This window comes from Pseudomonas sp. TH41 (genome assembly GCF_016650695.1).
Lineage (GTDB): Bacteria > Pseudomonadota > Gammaproteobacteria > Pseudomonadales > Pseudomonadaceae > Aquipseudomonas.
Window position 1 is genome coordinate 248,297 of the sequence record NZ_JAEKFH010000004.1, and the last position, 19,057, is coordinate 267,353.

15 protein-coding genes and 3 pseudogenes are annotated in these 19,057 nt (G+C 52.3%); 9 read left to right on the top strand and 9 right to left on the bottom strand.

Annotated elements, in window-relative coordinates; genetic code table 11:
- Positions 1 to 16 precede the first annotated feature (16 nt).
- Together JFU37_RS17840 and JFU37_RS17845 are read right to left on the bottom strand one after the other, a co-directional pair.
- A complete protein-coding gene (locus JFU37_RS17840; RefSeq protein WP_201116883.1) occupies positions 17 to 604 on the bottom strand; it encodes a LysE family translocator in 588 nt (195 codons plus the stop codon).
- Between the two features lie 417 nt (positions 605 to 1,021).
- Entirely contained in the window at positions 1,022 to 1,759 is a 738-nt protein-coding gene (locus JFU37_RS17845; RefSeq protein WP_201116884.1) for a Crp/Fnr family transcriptional regulator, read from the bottom strand.
- Positions 1,760 to 2,394: 635 nt separating this feature from the next.
- Here JFU37_RS17845 and JFU37_RS17850 point away from each other — a divergent pair.
- The 4 genes and pseudogenes from JFU37_RS17850 to JFU37_RS17870 all read left to right on the top strand — a co-directional run.
- Positions 2,395 to 2,505, top strand: a pseudogene (locus JFU37_RS17850) (LysE family translocator); the annotation flags it as partial.
- Positions 2,506 to 2,722: 217 nt separating this feature from the next.
- Positions 2,723 to 3,805, top strand: coding sequence for a bifunctional transcriptional activator/DNA repair enzyme AdaA (locus tag JFU37_RS17860; RefSeq protein ID WP_201116885.1), 1,083 nt, complete (start codon positions 2,723 to 2,725; stop codon positions 3,803 to 3,805).
- A gap of 33 nt (positions 3,806 to 3,838) precedes the next feature.
- A complete protein-coding gene (locus JFU37_RS17865; RefSeq protein WP_201116886.1) occupies positions 3,839 to 4,651 on the top strand; it encodes an isocitrate lyase/PEP mutase family protein in 813 nt (270 codons plus the stop codon).
- A gap of 5 nt (positions 4,652 to 4,656) precedes the next feature.
- A complete protein-coding gene (locus tag JFU37_RS17870; protein ID WP_201116888.1) occupies positions 4,657 to 5,274 on the top strand; it encodes a DNA-3-methyladenine glycosylase family protein in 618 nt (205 codons plus the stop codon).
- A 132-nt stretch (positions 5,275 to 5,406) separates the two neighbouring features.
- Here JFU37_RS17870 and JFU37_RS17875 read toward each other — a convergent pair whose 3' ends face one another.
- The 3 genes from JFU37_RS17875 to JFU37_RS17885 form a co-directional block, all read right to left on the bottom strand.
- Positions 5,407 to 6,504, bottom strand: coding sequence for an extracellular solute-binding protein (locus JFU37_RS17875; protein ID WP_201116890.1), 1,098 nt, complete (start codon positions 6,502 to 6,504; stop codon positions 5,407 to 5,409).
- 2 nt (positions 6,505 to 6,506) lie between these two features.
- Positions 6,507 to 7,616 carry an agmatine deiminase gene (gene aguA / locus JFU37_RS17880; protein WP_201116892.1) on the bottom strand — a complete coding sequence of 370 codons (1,110 nt, stop codon included), beginning with the start codon at positions 7,614 to 7,616 and terminating at the stop codon, positions 6,507 to 6,509.
- A 100-nt stretch (positions 7,617 to 7,716) separates the two neighbouring features.
- Complete coding sequence (locus JFU37_RS17885) at positions 7,717 to 8,601, bottom strand: LysR substrate-binding domain-containing protein (protein ID WP_201116894.1); 885 nt, start codon at positions 8,599 to 8,601, stop codon at positions 7,717 to 7,719.
- A gap of 230 nt (positions 8,602 to 8,831) precedes the next feature.
- On the opposite strand from JFU37_RS17885, the gene JFU37_RS17890 reads away from it, so the two are divergent.
- On the top strand, positions 8,832 to 9,320 hold the full coding sequence (locus tag JFU37_RS17890) for a GFA family protein (protein ID WP_201116896.1): 489 nt from the start codon (positions 8,832 to 8,834) through the stop codon (positions 9,318 to 9,320).
- A 75-nt stretch (positions 9,321 to 9,395) separates the two neighbouring features.
- On the opposite strand, the pseudogene miaE reads toward JFU37_RS17890, so the two are convergent.
- Positions 9,396 to 9,926 (bottom strand): annotated as a pseudogene (gene miaE, locus JFU37_RS17895) (tRNA isopentenyl-2-thiomethyl-A-37 hydroxylase MiaE); the annotation flags it as partial.
- 211 nt (positions 9,927 to 10,137) lie between these two features.
- Here miaE and JFU37_RS17900 point away from each other — a divergent pair.
- From JFU37_RS17900 to JFU37_RS30715, 3 genes and pseudogenes are all read left to right on the top strand, one after another.
- The gene (locus JFU37_RS17900) at positions 10,138 to 11,742 is read left to right on the top strand and encodes a recombinase family protein (protein WP_201116898.1); all 1,605 of its coding nucleotides are present in this window, start codon (positions 10,138 to 10,140) and stop codon (positions 11,740 to 11,742) included.
- A 228-nt stretch (positions 11,743 to 11,970) separates the two neighbouring features.
- A complete protein-coding gene (locus tag JFU37_RS17905; RefSeq protein WP_201116900.1) occupies positions 11,971 to 12,579 on the top strand; it encodes a hypothetical protein in 609 nt (202 codons plus the stop codon).
- Positions 12,580 to 13,890: 1,311 nt separating this feature from the next.
- A pseudogene (locus JFU37_RS30715) lies at positions 13,891 to 14,175 on the top strand (energy transducer TonB family protein); the annotation flags it as partial.
- Positions 14,176 to 14,472: 297 nt separating this feature from the next.
- Here the strand turns inward: JFU37_RS30715 and JFU37_RS17915 are convergent.
- Positions 14,473 to 14,769 (bottom strand): hypothetical protein, encoded by a 297-nt coding sequence (locus JFU37_RS17915; protein WP_201116904.1) that lies wholly within the window; start codon positions 14,767 to 14,769, stop codon positions 14,473 to 14,475.
- A 343-nt stretch (positions 14,770 to 15,112) separates the two neighbouring features.
- On the opposite strand from JFU37_RS17915, the gene JFU37_RS17920 reads away from it, so the two are divergent.
- The gene (locus JFU37_RS17920; protein ID WP_201116907.1) at positions 15,113 to 15,730 is read left to right on the top strand and encodes a recombinase family protein; all 618 of its coding nucleotides are present in this window, start codon (positions 15,113 to 15,115) and stop codon (positions 15,728 to 15,730) included.
- Between the two features lie 436 nt (positions 15,731 to 16,166).
- Here JFU37_RS17920 and JFU37_RS17925 read toward each other — a convergent pair whose 3' ends face one another.
- Positions 16,167 to 17,711, bottom strand: a complete 1,545-nt coding sequence (locus tag JFU37_RS17925; RefSeq protein WP_201116909.1) for an ATP-binding protein — start codon at positions 17,709 to 17,711, stop codon at positions 16,167 to 16,169.
- Entirely contained in the window at positions 17,708 to 18,223 is a 516-nt protein-coding gene (locus JFU37_RS17930; RefSeq protein ID WP_201116911.1) for a hypothetical protein, read from the bottom strand. The genes JFU37_RS17925 and JFU37_RS17930 overlap by 4 nt, the downstream gene beginning before the upstream one ends.
- Positions 18,224 to 19,057: the final 834 nt, after the last annotated feature.

Consider the following 19,057-nt stretch of genomic DNA (forward strand, 5'->3'; position numbering starts at 1 on the left):
CTCGCCACAGAAGCGTCTAAGGCAGGAGTAAATAGATCGCGCTGACCGCCAACAACAACGCCATGCCCCGGTTGAACAGGCGCATGCCCGCTGGGTTGCTCAAGTAGCCACGCAAAAAAGTCCCGGCGTAGGCCCAGCAGCCAACGGACACGTAGCAGATCACCAGGTACACCGCAGCAAACTGCCACACCAGCCGCGCTTCGCCGTCAGCGACGAAGGCGCCCATTCCCGCCACACAGGCCAGCCAGGCTTTCGGGTTGAGCCATTGCATCACTGCGCCGTACACCATCGACGGTGCCCGACCCGGCTCTTTTGTATCGAGGCGTCCATCGTCCGCCGCCAGTTTCCAGGCCATGAACAACAAGAACGCCACACCCGCCAGTTGCACCACCCGCGTCAGCGACGGCCATCGCTGTAACACCTCATGCAAGCCCAACCCCATCAGCACCAACAGCAGCACAAAACCCAGCGTCGCGCCTGCGACATGCCGTTGACTGGCGCGAAAACCAAATTGCGCGCCCGAACTCAACGCCACAATGTTCACCGGCCCCGGCGTAATCGAAGCCACCAGCGCAAACGCCGCCATCGACATCATCAGACTCATCGCACACCTTCTTCAATTCAGTGAAATCAGCACCCAAGGTAGGGGGCGCGTGACGCTGCGTATTGAAGAAAACTGCCCAAGGCGATCGACACGCGTGAAACAGGTACGGCACCCTGTTTTTTCGACGAGCGATGGGCAAGTGTACGGTGACTTCTGGCACCCGCTAGATGGGCCGAACGACCCGCTTTCCGTGATAAAAATACGCATCTTGTATCAGGAGCCCCGTCATGGATCTCGCCACTCTCACGCTCTTTCTCCCGGCCCATTGTGGCGCGCGGCCCCGGGGGCGGAAACGTGGTAGCGAGTGCGCTGGTGGGAAGACTGGCGTTGGCGCGCCAGGAGTTTCTGGTGGCGGCCGGTAAGCCTAACGATTGGCTATGTAAACTTTATTGATAGACCGCATTCGGCTGTGGACGATCAGAAGCGTCTTTGAATCAGGGGAGATTTAACATTCGGAAGAAGCCGATCACTTTCCCTCTTGACCACTGCATAACACTCGCAACAAAGTTCCTCGAGTTTCGGTCGGTCCAGCACCGTGATGTGCCCTCGGCTGTACTCGATCACACCGAGCTTCTGCAATTTCCCAGCGGCGTCAGTGACGCCTTCTCGCCGCACGCCAAGCATGTTGGCGATAAGCTCTTGGGTCATTGTCAATTGATTACTCGGCAAGCGGTCCAGTGACAGCAGAAGCCAACGGCATAGCTGCTGGTCGACCGAGTGATGGCGGTTGCAAACCGCCGTTTGTGCCATTTGAGTGATCAGCGCCTGAGTGTACCGCAGCAAAAGTAGCATCAGTTCTCCGTGACGACTGAACTCACTTTTCAGTTGCTGCCCCTTCAGCCGGTATGCATGGCCAGCGCTCTGCACGATGGCCCGGCTCGGAGTGCTTTCGCCGCCCATGAACACGGCTAGACCAATCAGCCCCTCGTTGCCCACCACGGAGATTTCCGCCGAGGCGCCGTCTTCCATCACGTAAAGCAGAGAGACGATGGAGTCCGTAGGGAAGTAGACATGCTGCAAGGTATCCCCGGATTCATACACGACCTTACCCAACGGTAAGAATACCAACTCTAACTGGGGGGTCAGACGCGCTTGCACTTCGGCGGGCATGGCAGCCAGCAGGTGATTCTGCATGGGGTGAGACAAATCGGACATGGGCTTCACCAGTGAGGGGGCGTGTCTGCGAAAGGTCTTCCTCTAATAAGGATAGACCCACTAGCCAAGTATCTTAGGACATCAGCAGCCCCTCCCCTCCATATCGTCAGCGCCTAGGCGCGACAACGCACCGACACCAAATACATCCGCAATCACTGTGTGAATTCCAGCCCAACGCCATGGTGCGCGGCCCAAAAGACTCAAGAGCTAATCAGGAACGGAGCTATGTGTGCTGCCGAACAGAACTGCGAGCAAAGGTGCCGTATCTTGTATTTGCAATACCTTGGTGTCGCAATCCCGTTCAGTTTGAGAGGTGGATTTCATGAGCAGCATCGTCTACATCGTCGGGGCAGTTGTGATCGCCCTGTTTGTCCTGTCGGTCCTCGGGCTTCGATAGGTTCGAAGACCATCTTTATTCATCGTTTGTGTTTTATTTCCCTGACGTGGACGTTCGCCTCATCACCATTCCTTCGATGATGGCACGGGCGTCACCCGCCCCACGACGTTGCCGACATCGTCCGCAACCTGCTGCCGGTTAACGCCAACGTTAGAGAATGGCCGCTTCACGCCCTGAGGAAGTCAGTCAACCTTGATCAAGGTTCTTGAGCAGCGGTGAAAGCGCCTTTTTTTGCGTGCACATGCACCGCTGGTTTGCCGAACCCCGGGGCAAGCGGATGTTCAACCGTTGCTGCGCAGGGTTGTTGTCGGCGGCGGCTTCGGTGTTGCTGATGGCGCGCCGGGCCTGAACCAAGCACCCTGTAGGAGCTGCCGAAGGCTGCGATCTTTTGATCTTGATTTTGATTTTGATTGCGCCGATCAAGATCAAGATCAAGATCAAGATCAAGATCAAAAGATCGCAGCCTTCGGCAGCTCCTACACAAAAAACGGCGACAAGGTGACAGGCGGGAATTCGCTGTCGATTTTCCGGTGGAGGCTGGCCATGTCGCGATCTATGCTGCGCCCATGAACCTACAAAACGCTTTGCTTCCGCCCCACGCCGAGATGGTTCGCGCCATGCTCGAACGAGACACCGCCTACGAGGGGGTGTTCTTTACCGCGGTCAAAACCACCGGCATCTTCTGCCGTCCCAGCTGCACGGCGCGCAAACCCAAACCCGAGAACGTCGAGTTCTTCGCCCACGCGGACGAGTGCCTGTCAGCTGGTTATCGCGCCTGCCTGCGATGCAAGCCGCTGGACGCAGCCGCCATCGCCCCGGACTGGGTACAGCGGCTGCTCAAGTCGGTGGAGGCCGATCCGGACCTGCGCTGGACCGACGCCCAGCTGCTGGCCGAGGGTGTCGAACCGCTGAAACTGCGCCGCTGGTTCAAGCAGCATTTCGGCATGACCTTTCACGCCTGGCTGCGCACCCGGCGTCTCGGCATGGCCCTGGGTGGGATTAAACAGGGTGATTCTATCGACGCCGCCGCGTTCGACTCCGGCTACGAATCCCTCAGCGGTTTTCGCGATGCGTTTCAAAAGTCCTTCCACATCACGCCGGGGCGGGCAGCTAACAGCGAGCCGCTGCTGTTCACGCGCCTGACCACACCGCTGGGGCCGATGATCGCCATGGCGGAGCGACGCGGACTGGTGCTGCTGGAGTTTCTTGACCGGCCAGCGCTGACCCGGGAAGTCGAGGCACTCCAGAGCCGTCATGGCTATGCCGTCGCGCCGGGGCATAACGCTCACTTGCAGCAGATCGAAGTGGAGCTTGCGCAGTACTTCGCCGGTAAGTTGACTGAGTTCAACGTCCCACTGCATTTGCCCGGCAGCGAATTTTCCCGGCAGGTCTGGGCCGAACTGGCGAAGATTCCGTACGGCCAGACCAGCACCTACGGCACCATCGCCGCCCTGCTGGGCAAACCCGGCGCGAGCCGCGCCGTCGGTCTGGCCAACGGGCACAACCGCCTTTCGATTGTCGTGCCCTGCCACCGGGTGATCGGTGCAGATGGCTCGTTGACCGGCTATGGTGGAGGACAACCGCGCGAGGCGTTTCTGCTCAGGCTGGAAAATGCGGCGGTTCAGGTCACTCGACAACTGGCTTTCTGATCACCTCGTACATTTCATAAGGATGGAAATTCGATGGACAGGCTCGACCAGCAATTCCACACACTGCATCAGGACGGCTTACTGATGCTCACCAACGTCGCCGATGCCACCGGAGCGCGACTGGTAGAGCAACTCGGCAACAAAGCCGTTGCCACCAGCAGCGCCGCAGTCGCCTGGGTTCATGGTTATCCGGATGGCAATGCCCTGCCCCTCGAACGCTTGGTATCGACGGTCGAATCCATCGCCCGGTTGATCTCGGTGCCGTTGACCGTGGACATCGAGGCCGGTTATTCCGATGACCTGGCGCGGGTGGCCGAAGTCATCGAGGCCGTGATCGCTGCCGGCGCTGTCGGGATCAATATCGAGGACGGTGCAGCCGCGCCCGAGTTGCTGGTGCGCAAGATCGACATCGCCCGTCAGGTTGCCGACCGTCGTGGCGTAAAGCTGTTCATCAATGCCCGCACCGACGTGTACCTCAAGAACCTGGTTCCCGCTGAAGACCGGGTAGCAGAGACGCTCAAGCGCGCCGCGTTGTATCAGGCGGCCGGTGCCGACGGGCTATTTGCCGCGGGCGTCACGGCGGAATATGAAATCGCAGCACTGTGCCAGGGCACCCCGCTGCCGGTGAACGTCCTCGGCTTACCGGGTTTGCCATCGCCTGAAGCATTGAAAGCGCTGGGCGTACGGCGTTTGAGCGCCGGATCGGGCATCGCCGAGTTTCTTTACGGCGCCATGGTGTCCGTGACCAAAAGCTTTCTGCAGACCGGCAAACTCGACAGCAGCGGTCTCAAGGCCTTGACGTATGGGGAAATCAACGCCCTGCTCAAGCCTGCCGGGAAAGCCTGATCTCCATGCCTGATCCTTATCTGGCCGCGACCGAGTTTCTGTCGTCCATCGATGAAGATTGGCGTCGCCACATCGCCGTGATCGGCCCCTGCCTGCATCAGCCGCATGCGGCGCGCGATCCTTATGAGTCTTTGGTGCGGGCGATTGCTTATCAGCAGCTGCACGCAAAGGCCGGGGATGCGATTGTCGGTCGGCTGCTGGCGTTGTTTCCATCGGCAGCGTTTCCGCGACCTGAGCAGATTTTGGCGACAGACGTTGACCGGATGCGCAGTTGCGGCTTTTCGGCGAGCAAGATCGTGACCATTCAGGGCATCGCCCGGGCCGCGCTGGACGCTGTGGTGCCGGATTACGCCACCGCGCTGGCCATGGAAGATGAGGCGCTGATCGAGCGGCTGATCACCTTGCGCGGGGTTGGGCGCTGGACGGTTGAGATGTTGCTGATCTATAGCCTGGAGCGGCCGGATATTTTACCGGCCGATGACTTTGGCGTGCGCGAGGGGTATCGGCGGCTGAAGGGGTTGGAGATGCAGCCGACGCGTAAGCAGATGGTCGAGATCGGGGTGGCGTGGAGTCCGTTTCGGACGGTGGCTGCGTGGTATTTGTGGCGGGTGCCTAACCGGTAGACCGCGTTATCGTTCATCGCGAGCAAGCCCGCTCCCACATTTAACCGAGTTCCCCCATAACGACTCGGTCCAGAGTGGGAGCGGGCTTGCTCGCGAAGGCGATATCACATCCAACACATCACTCACAGCCAATCACAACCCCGACTTCAACCGACTGAACGCCCGAATCAAAGCCCGGTTAAAATCCTTCCCGTTGTCATTCTTGCTATACAACGAGGCGCGAACCTCAGCCGTTGGGTACGTCCCCGGATCATTGCGAATCGCCGGGTCAATCAAGCCATCCGCCGCCGTAATCGCGTTGGCGTAATGAATGGTGTCGGTGATGGGCGCTATCACTTCAGGCGTCATCAGATAATCCATCAATGCCAACCCCGCCTGGGGATGCGGTGCATCCTTGGGAATAACCATGGCATCGAACCAGATCAATGTGCCTTCTTTCGGTATCCGATAGCTCAACGTGAACGGTTTGTTCGCAGCCGTAGCCTGCCCGGCGGCGATGGCCACGTTGCCGTTCCAGGACATCGCCACGCAGGTGTTGCCATTGGCCAGGTCGCTGATGTTCAGGTCGTTGTCGAAGTAGCGGATGTAGGGACGTATCTTCGCCAATTGCTGTTCGGCCAGTTTCAGGTCGTCGAGGCTCTGGCGGTTGATGTCCAGGCCCATGTACTTCATGACGCCGGCGAACACTTCGTTGGGATCGTTGAGCAGGCTGACCCCGCAATCAGCGAATTTCGACACCACGGCCGGGTCGAATAGCATCGACCAACTGTCCCGCGGTGCATTGGGCAAACGTTTATTGATCGCCTCCTCTTGATACCCCACGCCCGTGGTGCCCCAGGCATAGATGCCGGCATAACGATTGCCTGGATCAAACACCGCCATGTGCTGACGGAATTCCTCGCCAACCCCGGCAAAGTGCGGGGTCTGCTTAGGGTCCCGGGCCTGGATCGCCCCACTCTGGATCGCCCGCGACAGGTGCTGCCCGGCGGTCAACACCAGGTCATAGCCGCTGCGGCCGGTGAGCAGTTTGGTCTCGACGGTTTCCAGGGAATCAAAGTGATCGGCGACCACATGAATGCCGGTTTGTTTCTCGAAGTTGGTCAAGGTATCCGGGGCCAGGTACTCGCCCCAGATGTACAGGTTCACCACCGGTTTGGCGGCGTCGGCGGCCTGCACACACAGGGGTGCAAGCACCAGCAATAACGCTTGAGTCAGTATGTGCAGGCGCATCATTACACTCCTTTGCCAGCGTATTGCGGCATGGTGATGCAGGCGACGTTGCCGCCACCCAAGAGGATTTCCCGGGAGTTTTCGATGCCGACGATTTTGTGGTTCGGGAACAGTTCGGCCAGGGTCGCCTGCGCCGCCTGATCCTGGCGATCGCCGAACAGTGGCACCACGATCGAGGTATTGCCGGCGTAATAGTTGATGTACGACGCGCAGATTTTTGTTCCGGCCTGACGGGTGTGCGTACTGTCTTGCTGATCCAGGCCTTCGGCTTCTTCTGCGGTCCACTCCAGCACGTCCGGTTGCGGCAGTTTGTGCACGATCAGTTCGCGACCACGGCTGTCGCGGGTGCTGCGCAGGATGTCGTAGGCCTCCTGGTAGATTTCCCACTGCGGGTCATCGCGATTATCGGTCCATTGCAGCACCACTTCGCCGGGGCGCACGAAGCAAGCGAGATCATCGACGTGACCGTCGGTTTCATCAAACTTGCAGCCTCGTGGCAGCCAGATGATTTGCTCGGCACCGAGGTAATCGGTTAACCGGCGAGTGACTTCTTCTTTGCCCAGATGCTGATTGCGATTGCGGTTGAGCAGGCATTGCTCGGTCGTGAGGATGCTGCCTTGGCCGTCGCTCTGAATGCCGCCCATTTCGGCAATCAGCGGTGCGCGGTAGCGGTCGAAGCGCTCGATTTCAAGGATTTTGCTGGCGATCTGATCGTCTTTGTCCCACGGGTAATACAGACCACCGTCGAGGCCGCCGTAAGCGTTGAACTCGAAGTCGACGCCACGCACTTCACCGCTGTTGTCGTTGACCACGAAGCACGGGCCGCTGTCGCGGAACCACGTGTCATTGCAGGTCATTTCCACGACCCGCACCTGGGGTGGCAGCTGCCGGCGGGCGGTGGCGAATTGCGCGGCCGAGGCACACACGGTGACCGGTTCACTCTGAGAGATGGCGGTGACGATTTGCACCCAGACCTTCTGCGCAGGCTTGGCGCCGTTGCGCCACACGTCGGTGCGCTCCGGCCAGCCGAGCCAGCAGCCGGACTTGGTTTCGAATTCGCCGGGCAGGCGGAAACCGTCTTGTTTAGGAGTGGAATCGAGCAAACGTGCCATGGTCAAACCTCATCAGCGGGGATTGGAATGACCACAGGCTAAGTGCGCGAGCGCCCAGCTCGCCAACGATGATTATTGCGCAATACTTGAATTCAACTCATCAATCGATCAGCTGATCGCTGAACCATTCAAGCATCTGTGCCACGGCCGGGCGCTCCAGCCGCACCCGTTCGCACACCAGCGCGTATTGCCCCAACGCTGTCATGCTGGAGGTGAAGGGCCGGACCAGACGACCACTGAGCAAATCCTCTTGGGCGGTGAGATTGTCACCCATGGCCACGCCCTGCCCCTGCACCGCCGCTTCCAGCGCCAGGCCCGCATGGGCGAAATACAATTGCCGCTGCGGGCGCTGATCACCGGCATGGCTGGTGAGCCAGGCGGTCCAGGTCTTGCCGTCCTGATCGTCGTGCAACAGGCAGTGGCGCGCCAGATCCTTCGGGTTTTTCAGAGTGCCCTGGTTGAACAGGCCGGGGCTGCACACCGGGAAGAATTGCAAGGCTGGCAAGGGCCTGACGAAGTACGCGCTGCTGTCCACCGGACCGGTGCCGTAAGTGATCGCCAGGTCGATGTCTTCCCCCGGCGCCGTGGCATCGATCGGTTGTTCGTAGAGGTGCAAGGTGATGTGCGGGTAACGGGCGTAGAAATCCGTGAGGCGACTCATCAGCCACTTTTGCGCGAGTTCGGCGGTGACCGCCAAACGCAAGACCGCCAGCGATGACGGATCGCGCAGTTCATCGCAGGCATCGCCGATCAGCTCGAAGGCCTGTTGCAAACTCTGCATTAGACGCCCCGCCGCCATCGTCGGGCGTATCTGCCGGCCTTCGCGGACGAACAGTGACACGCCCAATTGCTCTTCGAGTTGGCGAATCTGGTGGCTGACCGCGCTGTCGGTCACGCACAGCTCAGCGGCGGCCCGGCCGAAATGCGCGTGGCGTGCGGCGCATTCAAAGGTTCTGAGGGCGGCCAGGGAGGGTAGTCGTCGCATGAGTCAGCTTCCGATGTCGAGGCGCGCATGCTGACCCGGCCACTGGCGGACGTCCAGTGCCACCGCGTTATCGTTCTTCGCGAGCAAGCCCGCTCCCACAGTTGAAGTACATTCCCCCTGTGGGAGCGGGCTTGCTCGCGAAGGGGCCAGTGCCTTCAGCACAAATCCAACTTTGATCCGATCAACCGCTAGGCTGTCATGCATCAGATCAAACCCTCTCGGAGGTTCCCATGCAACTCGAAGGTTCCTGCCACTGCGGCGCCGTGTCGTTCAGCCTGGACAGCGCCCACCCCTACCCTTACCAACGTTGCTACTGCTCGATTTGCCGCAAGACCCAGGGTGGTGGCGGTTATACGATCAACCTGGGGGGCGATGCCGCGAGCCTGAAGGTTCGCGGCCGCAAGCACATCGCGATTTACCATGCGCGACTCAAGGACGAAGGGGATAAGCGCGCCCACAGCAGCAGCGCCGAGCGGCATTTTTGTTCACTTTGCGGGTCAGGTTTGTGGTTGTTCAGCCCTGAATGGCCAGAGCTGATTCACCCGTTTGCGTCGGCCATCGACACTCCATTGCCGGTGCCGCCGGAACACACGCATTTGATGCTGGGTTCCAAGGCGCCCTGGGTGGAAGTGGAGGCACATCCCGGCGATCAACAGTTCGAGGTCTATCCCGAAGAATCCATCGCCGACTGGCACCAACGCCTGGGTTTGAGTCGCTAAGGGGTACTTGTAGGAGCGAGCTTGCTCGCGATGGACTCAAGAGCGTCGCGGTTACTCAGTAAACACGCGTTTTCGTTAACGACCATCGCGAGCAAGCTCGCTCCTACACTGGACGGCAGGCACACCGCTGTGGAAGCGGAATTCCACATCCGGCGACTCGATCAGTGCCTGCTCGGCAGCGCGGACTCTGTCGATCACCTGGGCGATGTCCTTGGCGTCACCGTATTGATAAGCCAGTTTCAAATAACCCTGAAAATGCCTTGCTTCGCTTTTCAACAGGCCGAAGTAGAACTTGCCCAGCTCCTCGTCGAGATGCGGCACCAGCGCTTCGAAACGCTCGCAGCTGCGGGCTTCGATAAAGGCGCCGACCACCAACGTGTCCACCAGTTTCACCGGCTCGTGGCTACGTACCACTTTGCGCAGACCCGAGGCGTAACGCCCGGCGGAGAGCTGACGCAGCTCGATCTTGCGTTTTTTCATCAGGCGCATGACCTGTTCGTGATGCACCAGCTCTTCCCGGGCCAGTCGCGACATCAGGTTGATCAGATCGACATGGGAGTGATATTTGGCAATCAGGCTCAACGCCGTGCTGGCGGCCTTGAATTCACTATAATCTGCAATACCACTACGAATCTTATTACATCAAATACAACATTAAAAAAAAACCAGTGAAAACTGGCATTGTGTTTAGAAACTCGTTTTCTAGTGGTATAACTTAGTCATCGCAAAACACAGAACACCCGATAGGGGCGCATACAATCGCGCCTCCAGCATGTGACTTTGCATCATACTTTTAAAGCACCAAAGGTCAAAAACAATGCCCTATGCAATCGGCTACGCGCGTTTCTCCAGTATCAAACAAGGTTCAGGTAGCAGCTTAGAACGGCAGCAAGCCTTGATAGCCAAATGGTTTGGTGAAAACCCGGAATACAAAGTTTATCCAAAAACCTTTGAAGATTTAGGGCGATCCGCATCAAAAGGCGATCATTTGAAGCACGGACTTGGAAAACTGCTCCAAGCCATTGAGCTTAAAGAAATTGGCGACGGCGATATTATTTTAGTTGAAGCCATTGATCGGATTGGACGCCTGACCGCAACAAAGATGTTTTCATTAATAAATCAAATTCTTGAAGCCGGCGTACGGATTGTTACACTGCAAGATAATACAATGTATGGCCCAGTTATTAAATCAGATCAGATTTGGCAGTTGCTAGGCAAGATAGAGCAGGCTTTCACATATAGCGTTGAACTTGGCAAACGAATTAAAGACAGCTATACAATTCGTGAACAAAATGCAAGAAAAGGATTAATACCAAAAAGAAGAACACCAATCTGGTTGAATACAGACGGAACACTAAAGGAGGACATTGCAGTTGCAATGAAAACCGCCTTTGAAGATGCGTTATCTGGACTCGGCGAACGTAGAATTCTCAAAAGATTAAAAACAAGTCATCCGACATTTGAAAAATGTCATCCAGCAAGCGTTAGAAAATGGCTAACAAACAAAGCTGCAATTGGATTTTGGCGTGAAATCTTGACTTACCCACCCATTGTCAGTCAGGAATTGTTCTATCAAGTCCAAAAGCGCTTTGAAGATGCCTACATACCAGCGTCAGCACCAACAAAACACTTCCTGTCCGGGCTTGTGAAGTGCGGAAACTGCGGCTCATCTTTTCAAGTAAAGGTTAACAAGTCGAGTCCAAATAGCATGCACTGTTCGGCACGAGCTATATATGGTATTGACAGGTGTGAGAACGGAACATCTTTTCCCGTGCCTGTATTGCTCCGTATCTGCCACGATACTGCAACACTCGCGATGGAGACTGCTTTGCAAAACATTGAACTTTCAAAGGCCAAGAAAAAAAGCATAATTATCGATGGCAAATTAAATGACATCGGAAAAAAACTAAGCAACCTGATAACTTCTTTACAGCAATATGGAGCCATACCGGAGATAGATAGCCAGATAACACTACTTATTTCCGAAAGAAAAAAGCTGGAAGATGAAAAGCGTTACTTAGTAGAAGACGACATAGCCAACACAACAAATTATGAAGAGGCATGGGACTACCAATACGAACTAATCGAAGATGACCCTATGCGTCTAAACGCATTGCTTCAATCTGTAAAATATCAAATTAAATGTTTTGCCAATCGCAGCATATTAGCCAACACCACCGGTAACGAACTGAGCAAATCCGTTTACATGAATTACTGTAGAAAAATTCAAGCGTACCGTCTTCGCGCAAACGGCAACATTTACAATATAGCAAACAGAGAAGGTACTTTTACCAAAGAACGGCTCAGAACTTTCAAAGAAATGCTACAAGCACAAAGAGAGGGAACCACCGCCTTTAAAGAAATTGAAACATCACCAGCAGATTCGGAAATATTGGAATTCTTAGCAGCAATTGATGACTGATTTTCCACCTTCTGCGATCGATCGACTTACAAACCCCGCGACCCCGTTGAAACCGTTATCCATCATGGCCTTGATACCCATCCATAGGCCGGATATTTAATTCTCTGTTCTATCTCTACCCTGCCGAATGTCCGATCATTTGCGCACGAACGAAGGGAACAACATCATATAGACATCAAAACCAACATGAAGAATTTATCTAAATCAAATTACACCCAAGACCAATACATGGGCACATCAATCAATTGCAATCTAACACGCCCAACACTTGAAAACATCCTGGAAGCGCTGTACGTCCTAATATACGGAGTGACGGAAACTTTAAAGTACCCGCGCGGCTATCATGTGAGAACACGCTTCACCGATCAAATGACTAGCTCAGAATATAGCGCCCACATCAACAATTTCTATAAGAGCAAATCGAAATACTCTCCGCAAAGAATGACGATTATCGAAAATGACGACACAGGCGTTCATCATCACCACGCCATCATTTTAAATGACAAGCTGGATAGAAAATCCAGCCTTCAATATTTACACGCAAAACTCAAAAAAAATGGAAAACTGAATGACTATTCAATTATTTGCCCAAAACATGATAGCTACGGTCACAGCCTGACTTCAACGGAAGACCTCGACAGTTACTTCGAGTGGATGACGTATCTTGCCAAAACCAAGTCAAAGCCCGATAGACATCAGCTTTGGAGTGGAAGCCGCCTGCTTACATCAATGTTGAAAGATTGGCGTCGCAATGGCAAACCTGACTTACGCATCATGAAATCAAGGTACAATGCGGCAAACTCCACAGAGTTCGATTTAAGCGCGCTTGTGGCATAACCCTGTGGGCTAGCATAAAAACAATAATATAACCCCTTGTGCGGCGCCCTGGACGGCTCCAGAGGCGCCAGCAAGTCAAGCCTGAACCTCTATTATAAAAGAATATTAACACCTGACTCAAATAAGACCTTTGAGTAATACGACTTACGCCCAATTAAACAATTACCCAATAGGCTTGTTAATCCCCCAAACCTAACTACCCAATGGGAAATATGAAAATAAAATTGTACATCCAACAACAACCATTTACAGACACAATATCAGATAGAGCAAATCTTCCTTGATGCACCTACAAAAGCTTACACATCAATACGGAAACTCAACATTCTCGGGACATACAAGCACATAATGCAGGCCCGGACACTCAGTCTGCCGCCATTGAAACATCATCCCAAAACCTAACTGATTTTATCTAACTTTCACTTCGCCGTTACGAATAAAATCCCACCTCCATCATCCAACCAACTAGCCTGTGAATTTAAAGAGGGAATTGCAAATGGATCAACCTTCAAAGGCCGGCAGGGTACTAGTCCCCTGACAAAATGGCTAAAGGGGCATGAGACCCAGTGGATATCAATTCATACCCAAAAAAAAATCGAACTTTATAAAATTCGCCATCAAAAAAATAACCAACTTCAAAAATTTGCTACTTTCGAAAAATGATCACACTACGCTAACCGCACATCTCCAGTGCAACTAGGAGCAACCCGCCACTAAATAGATGTATTTTTTGTTTTACAGGCATTACGCCACTATAGCATAATGGATTATTATGCAACCATAACAAAGAGGAGGCGAACCATGATCAAAAAGATGCTCGTTGGGTGCATTGCTGGCATGGCACTGGCGGCAAGCGCACTTGCTGAAATCACCAATAAGTCTGGTGATTTCGATATTGGCCCCGCTCGGGACGTGGTAACTGGTGGCTTTATGTGTAAGAGTGCTGACACTCTATTTAAATTCTATGAGCAAATCCCCACCAAAGAGCCAGAACGCCACAACTTCATCGAGTCGTCTGTGAAGCAACATATTCGTAGTGGGGATTGTTGGGATGTCCCACCATCCAGCGCACTTTTCACGGGCATTCGCTACGCCGATGTAAAACGAGCTGATCTAAAGCTCCCGTCGCTGGTGTTCATCCCTCGCGTCATTATTGGTGGTCGGGTTGGATTTGTCTTGCCGTTAATGTTGAGCATCAATCTCCCCGATATTGCCCAGTTGATCACACAGAAAAATAAAGAACGTGGCTGGCCTGACATCCAATTAGGCACAGACACAACTGCGGGTTCAACTGACGATGATATGGCTAATGGCATTGATGATCTGATCAGGGAGCGAACTGCTGAAGGTTGGGCTCGCCCACCATCGGCACGCAAAGGCATGGCCGTGGTGCTACAGATCAATATGTTGCAAGATGGCACGGTGACTTCAGTCAGTGTTGCCAAGTCTAGTGGAGACGTACCTTTCGATAATTCGGCGGTGAAGGCGGTCAAAAGCTTTAGTCCTTTGTCAGAAATGGACAAGCTGAAACCGAGTGATTTCCAACCCTACCGTTCGTTCAAAATGACACTCACGCCTGACGATTTAACCTTGTGATCAACGGCGCTCGAAATACGTGTGGGGACATCGAGGACTGGTCGTTCACACGTTTTCTTTAATGCTAGTAGTCTCTATAGCCAAATAACCAGAGCCCCAATTTTCTTTCTGCTGGGGCTTTGAACGGTTCAACCCATAAAGCCTGATGTCTAAATGATGAATGTTGTGCTGTGTATACCCTCCAGGTGGTCGTCCAAGGCGATTTAACTGACCACCCTGCAAGGCCTACCGGCTTTGCGTTGTAACCTAACCGCAGCAATTGTAGATGGCTCTGGAGGCATTCTCGATTAACGCGGCTTAACAGTCCCAATCCTCACCAGCTCCTGTTGCTATTAAGCCAATAGCCTTTGACAGTTCAATTCCTAATGTTGCGGTTGTTGAGTAAAAATCATCCAGTTGACGGACATAATAGGTTGCCGAGTATGTAACTTTGCAACCTCTGGATTCTATGTTTCCAAGAACCCTTCGCATTTCTTCTAATTTGCTTGAACTTGATGATTTGTTCCAAGTTTTTCCATTGGCTTCGTCTGTCGCAAATATTGAAGTTGATATTATGCAGAGTACGAAGATGCTATACGTGACGTATTTTTTCATAATGTACACCATGAAGTTTATACATAGGATTGCTACTTTGCGTGAGCCTAGTCCGCGACATAGGTTTCTGCAAGTCACCGGGTTCGCGGAAACAGCTTACAGACGCTCGGGATGACTGGAGATTATTGCGTTCCAGAATGGGAACGCGTCCTAACGGTCAACAGCGCGCCTCTAACCCGACTTAACCCAGCATCGAAAACGATGGTTTTTCACTATCGGTTAACTCTACTTTATTGGTAGCTCGATAGGATGTGCGCACACCCTATCAAAAGACATTTGTGGATAGCTATATGATTGGTTTATCATAAATCTATCGAAATCAACTATAAAGGATAATAATCGGATGAAAGCTCATCTTTACCTTCGTGCCAGCACCAGAGATCAAGATGCTCTCCGTGCGAAGACGAGCCTGGAATCATTCGCAAAAGACAAAGGCCTAATTGTTGCCAACATCTATGCGGAAAATATCAGTGGTACAAAACTGCACCGCCCGGAACTGATTCGTCTGCTGAATGCGGCTCAGTCTGGTGAGTGCATCGTGTGTGAAAGCGTTGACCGTCTGAGTCGTTTGTCACAACCAGATTGGGAGACACTAAAGGCAACAATCAAGGCCAAGGGACTCCGGCTCGTCATTGCCGACCTGCCGACAAGCCACATGATGGTTGAGGACAAAGGAATCACAGGGCAAATAATGGAGGTGATCAACAGCATGTTACTGGACCTGATGGCGACTATGGCTCGGCTGGACCAAGAAAAGCGGGTGGAACGTATCAAACAAGGTTTGGCAAACAAACGCATTGCAGACCCAAGTTGGACACCCAAGGGCAAGGGCAGGAATGTCGAAAAATGGGTAAAGGTACAATCGTTAATCACCAAACATCCCACAATGTCGGCCGACGACATTGCCAGACTCGCAGAAGTGGGCGTTGCAACAGTTTACCGGGTCAAGCGGGAGGTCTAGGTGGTAGGCCCCCTACACTGGGGGTAAGGATTCACGGTGGTTCTATCCAATAACCGGTATCTACTAGTGGGTACATGTACCTGGTTCCGTTGTATGGAATGAAGGAATTCCAGACGTCCTAAATTTCCATTGTGCGTAATTCAGTACCACTTGATCACCTAATCGCATTAGCACTGACCAGCCATTTACATTGGTGCTGATCACCGTTTGCGTGCGGTTTGGCCAATGCACTCCGAAGATACGACCGGCAGAGAACGGCCAAAACCAACCATTGGTATTTGTCTATGACAACAGGGGTGATGTGCCCTCCTGACGTTGGATTGGACGGCGTAGCCGAGATAGCTTGTGCTAATAACGCCGTCTTTCGCCAACTAAGTTTTTTGCCCCAGCGCAGGATTTGACTGGGGACTTGATAATTAAACCGGCTGTTCAACAGTTACAAATCAGGATTAAATATTGGAAGTCTACGCAACTCTCTCGCTAACAAGTCTCTAGGCTCCTCTAAAAATAGCTCCACACTACGAGCAGCGCGTATCCCTACATAGAATCCAAAATCCAACATTAACGCGATATATCGCTCGCCCGCTTTATGTGGGGTAATCCCCTCATGCAGGACATGCGCGAAGCGCAAGGCAGCAAGCTTCTGTAGCAAAGAATATCCACGGCTCGAGTGATCAATACGCACAAGAAAAGCATTTTTTCGTTGTTCAACAATGCAGAAATTTTTGACGCGTTCTAACAAACCCCAAACTTCGCCTTTTTCCAATCCAGCATCAAGCTCAAGATCCTTAAGCTTGCTCTCAATATTCTCAGAGGCTGCTGAGTTAATGCTTGTTATAGAAACAAATTTCTGCCTCTTCATCGCAGACTTGTGTATCGCTTGAGCAAAAAGACTCAACGCATCTCTGGGAACAGCTGCAGCTGACAAAACAAGTCTAGATACAGCGGCATCTTCAACGATATATGAGATACCAGGAAGACCGCAATACTTCACATGAGCATCCAAAATCTCTTTGATATGCTCCTTTGACTGTTCAGGAATAGTCAAATTGTAATCCAACTTCAACTCTTGAATGTCACCCGGCGATTGTAGCCCTAAATTCGCCTCGCTATCCCACAGCCTCGTCAAGGGTTCTATCCCTGACAATTTTATATAAATATTATTATCCCGAGTCAAAGAATAAAGTGCAGCAAGCAGCCTCGGCTGCAGTGAAGCATCCAAAAGATGCAGATCGTCGAGGAAAATAGTTAGAGGCCTTTCAGTACTTGAAATTGCACCGAGAACCTTACGAATCCTAGGAACCATTCGAGCTAGCTTCTTATCCAAGCCATCTGAAACATCCTCCTCCCCCATTTTGCTTAGCGACTCTTCCAGGTCTTTGAGACCTGAACCGTTTTGACTATACTTCCCGAACTCGCTGAAAATTTCGGAAAAGACGCTACATATAGCTTGGACATCATCTCGAGAGCTATAAGTTTGCATCGCCACCCACGCCACCGGCATGGATGAATCGATCATTTTGTGCATCGCGTATGCTAGTAAACTTGACTTGCCTGCGCCACGCCGCCCATATGCGATAAAATTTGCGTTAGTTAAAATTATCGCCTCATAGTTAGATACAGAGCGTGTGTAACGGTTAAAGAAATCTTCTTTAAACGTACTGCGCTGCACGGTCAAGCTTTGCACTAACTCACTTCGTAATATACTTATCTCTGGCATTTCGAAAACAGCAGAAGGCTTTTTCTTTCGCTCTTGCAGAACAATCTTATCCTTAAAAAGATGATCTAAGGGCAGGCTGTCATTCAAGTCATTGAGATTCGAGAAAAACATACCATTGGGCTTAGCAACTTCGAACACCAAATAGTCACCATCTGGACGCGACTTGATATGATGCGACAATCTCGTTCCGCTCATTTTCAAACTTAATTTTAAAACAACTTCCTCGACATATGGCCCCATACCTTCTTTTAGATCACTCATATCTGAACCCCATTAGCCATTAAAAATTTCTTTGCATCCGATATAAAATCAGTGACCATCGTCCTTGCTGATTCCACCGTATGCAGCAAATCTTCCTCAACCGCTGAGTGGCTGTAATCTGCCAAATTTCTGTCGTCGCGAAGGTTTTTTAGCCTGAGTTTGTAAGCCTCAAAATTTTCCAAAGTATTAGGCAGAAACTCGATCTTTGAATGATCAGACGACTCCGTTGAATACGCTCCGTCGCAACGCAATGAAACAGACCGTTTAACATTGTAAGCAGCATAATAGAGCCTAGAAATCACCTGACGCCACTCATTATTATCGACACTCATTGCAAAACTATAATGAGAGCAACCAAGAGCATACAGCGAAGCAACATTTCGATTTACTTCATCTTCGATTTTTTGTATTTGATCAGATGAGAGTATGTACGTCAGATTTTTTATCAGTCGAATAGGATTACTTGACGCCAAAAGAACATGCGGTTCCACAAGACCTTTGTGAGATGCCATACCACTCCCTTTCTATAAGATAAACTTTTCCAGATAAGCCCCACGCTCTCAAAGGAGTTACATGTACGCAAAACTTAGAACGAAAACTTAATCTTGCCCACCATACAATTACTCTTTGCAAGCAACATATTTTCCACATCCTAAAGAATAGCCCCCGGCTACACAATTTTTTTCTACCGAATAACCGAAAAAATGCCTGCGCATCCGCTTGCACAAATATGATGAGGTAACAGCGCTCTGTAACTTCTGAATCGCCAAAATACCTGTAGACAGCTTTTTAGCGATTGATTATGGCCGATTCCCATCTTGTATGAAGGGCGGTTTTGGGTCCAGGCTGCGTAAAAACGCAGGCACCGCGCTGAAGTCTGCGTTGCTACGTAAATCTGCCAGTGCTTGATTAATTTGAGCAGACCTAAAATTTGCGTAGGAACGCAATTTTCGTTCTGGTTCTGACCGTAAAATCTGCTCTAACACGTTTTCACACAGCCTAGGTCGATTGCAGCCGGTCGTCACTACGGCGTGCGCTGCTCGAGCCCGTGCGGAACGCCACCACTGAAACAGATCGCATGCGCCCTAGGCGAAGTCATAACGGAGATGGTCAGGGAAGGGAGGGGACCCGACTACGTGCTGTCAAAACGGCCTAAAGGGGCTTATGGGTCCCCCTTTTCATGGGCATAGCCCGATTTAAAAAAATTGGAACCACAAATTTCCCGGATCCTTAAATTTTGCTGATGAATTTTACGTACAACCCCTACGTACAATGCAAAAACAAAAAAACGCAGACCTTAATCTGCGGTGCTTTCATTTGCATGGTGGAGAGAATGTTAGAACCCA

Bases quoted from the DNA above. Each gene is read 5' to 3' on its own strand.
- JFU37_RS17840 (WP_201116883.1), bottom strand. From the start codon at position 604: ATGAGTCTGATGATGTCGATGGCGGCGTTTGCGCTGGTGGCTTCGATT.
- JFU37_RS17920 (WP_201116907.1), top strand. From the start codon at position 15,113: ATGAAAGCTCATCTTTACCTTCGTGCCAGCACCAGAGATCAAGATGCT.
- JFU37_RS17860 (WP_201116885.1), top strand. From the start codon at position 2,723: ATGAACCTACAAAACGCTTTGCTTCCGCCCCACGCCGAGATGGTTCGC.
- JFU37_RS17925 (WP_201116909.1), bottom strand. From the start codon at position 17,711: ATGAGTGATCTAAAAGAAGGTATGGGGCCATATGTCGAGGAAGTTGTT.
- JFU37_RS17875 (WP_201116890.1), bottom strand. From the start codon at position 6,504: ATGCGCCTGCACATACTGACTCAAGCGTTATTGCTGGTGCTTGCACCC.
- aguA (WP_201116892.1), bottom strand. From the start codon at position 7,616: ATGGCACGTTTGCTCGATTCCACTCCTAAACAAGACGGTTTCCGCCTG.
- JFU37_RS17890 (WP_201116896.1), top strand. From the start codon at position 8,832: ATGCAACTCGAAGGTTCCTGCCACTGCGGCGCCGTGTCGTTCAGCCTG.
- JFU37_RS17905 (WP_201116900.1), top strand. From the start codon at position 11,971: ATGGGCACATCAATCAATTGCAATCTAACACGCCCAACACTTGAAAAC.
- JFU37_RS17915 (WP_201116904.1), bottom strand. From the start codon at position 14,769: ATGAAAAAATACGTCACGTATAGCATCTTCGTACTCTGCATAATATCA.
- JFU37_RS17845 (WP_201116884.1), bottom strand. From the start codon at position 1,759: ATGTCCGATTTGTCTCACCCCATGCAGAATCACCTGCTGGCTGCCATG.
- JFU37_RS17870 (WP_201116888.1), top strand. From the start codon at position 4,657: ATGCCTGATCCTTATCTGGCCGCGACCGAGTTTCTGTCGTCCATCGAT.
- JFU37_RS17930 (WP_201116911.1), bottom strand. From the start codon at position 18,223: ATGGCATCTCACAAAGGTCTTGTGGAACCGCATGTTCTTTTGGCGTCA.
- JFU37_RS17865 (WP_201116886.1), top strand. From the start codon at position 3,839: ATGGACAGGCTCGACCAGCAATTCCACACACTGCATCAGGACGGCTTA.
- JFU37_RS17900 (WP_201116898.1), top strand. From the start codon at position 10,138: ATGCCCTATGCAATCGGCTACGCGCGTTTCTCCAGTATCAAACAAGGT.
- JFU37_RS17885 (WP_201116894.1), bottom strand. From the start codon at position 8,601: ATGCGACGACTACCCTCCCTGGCCGCCCTCAGAACCTTTGAATGCGCC.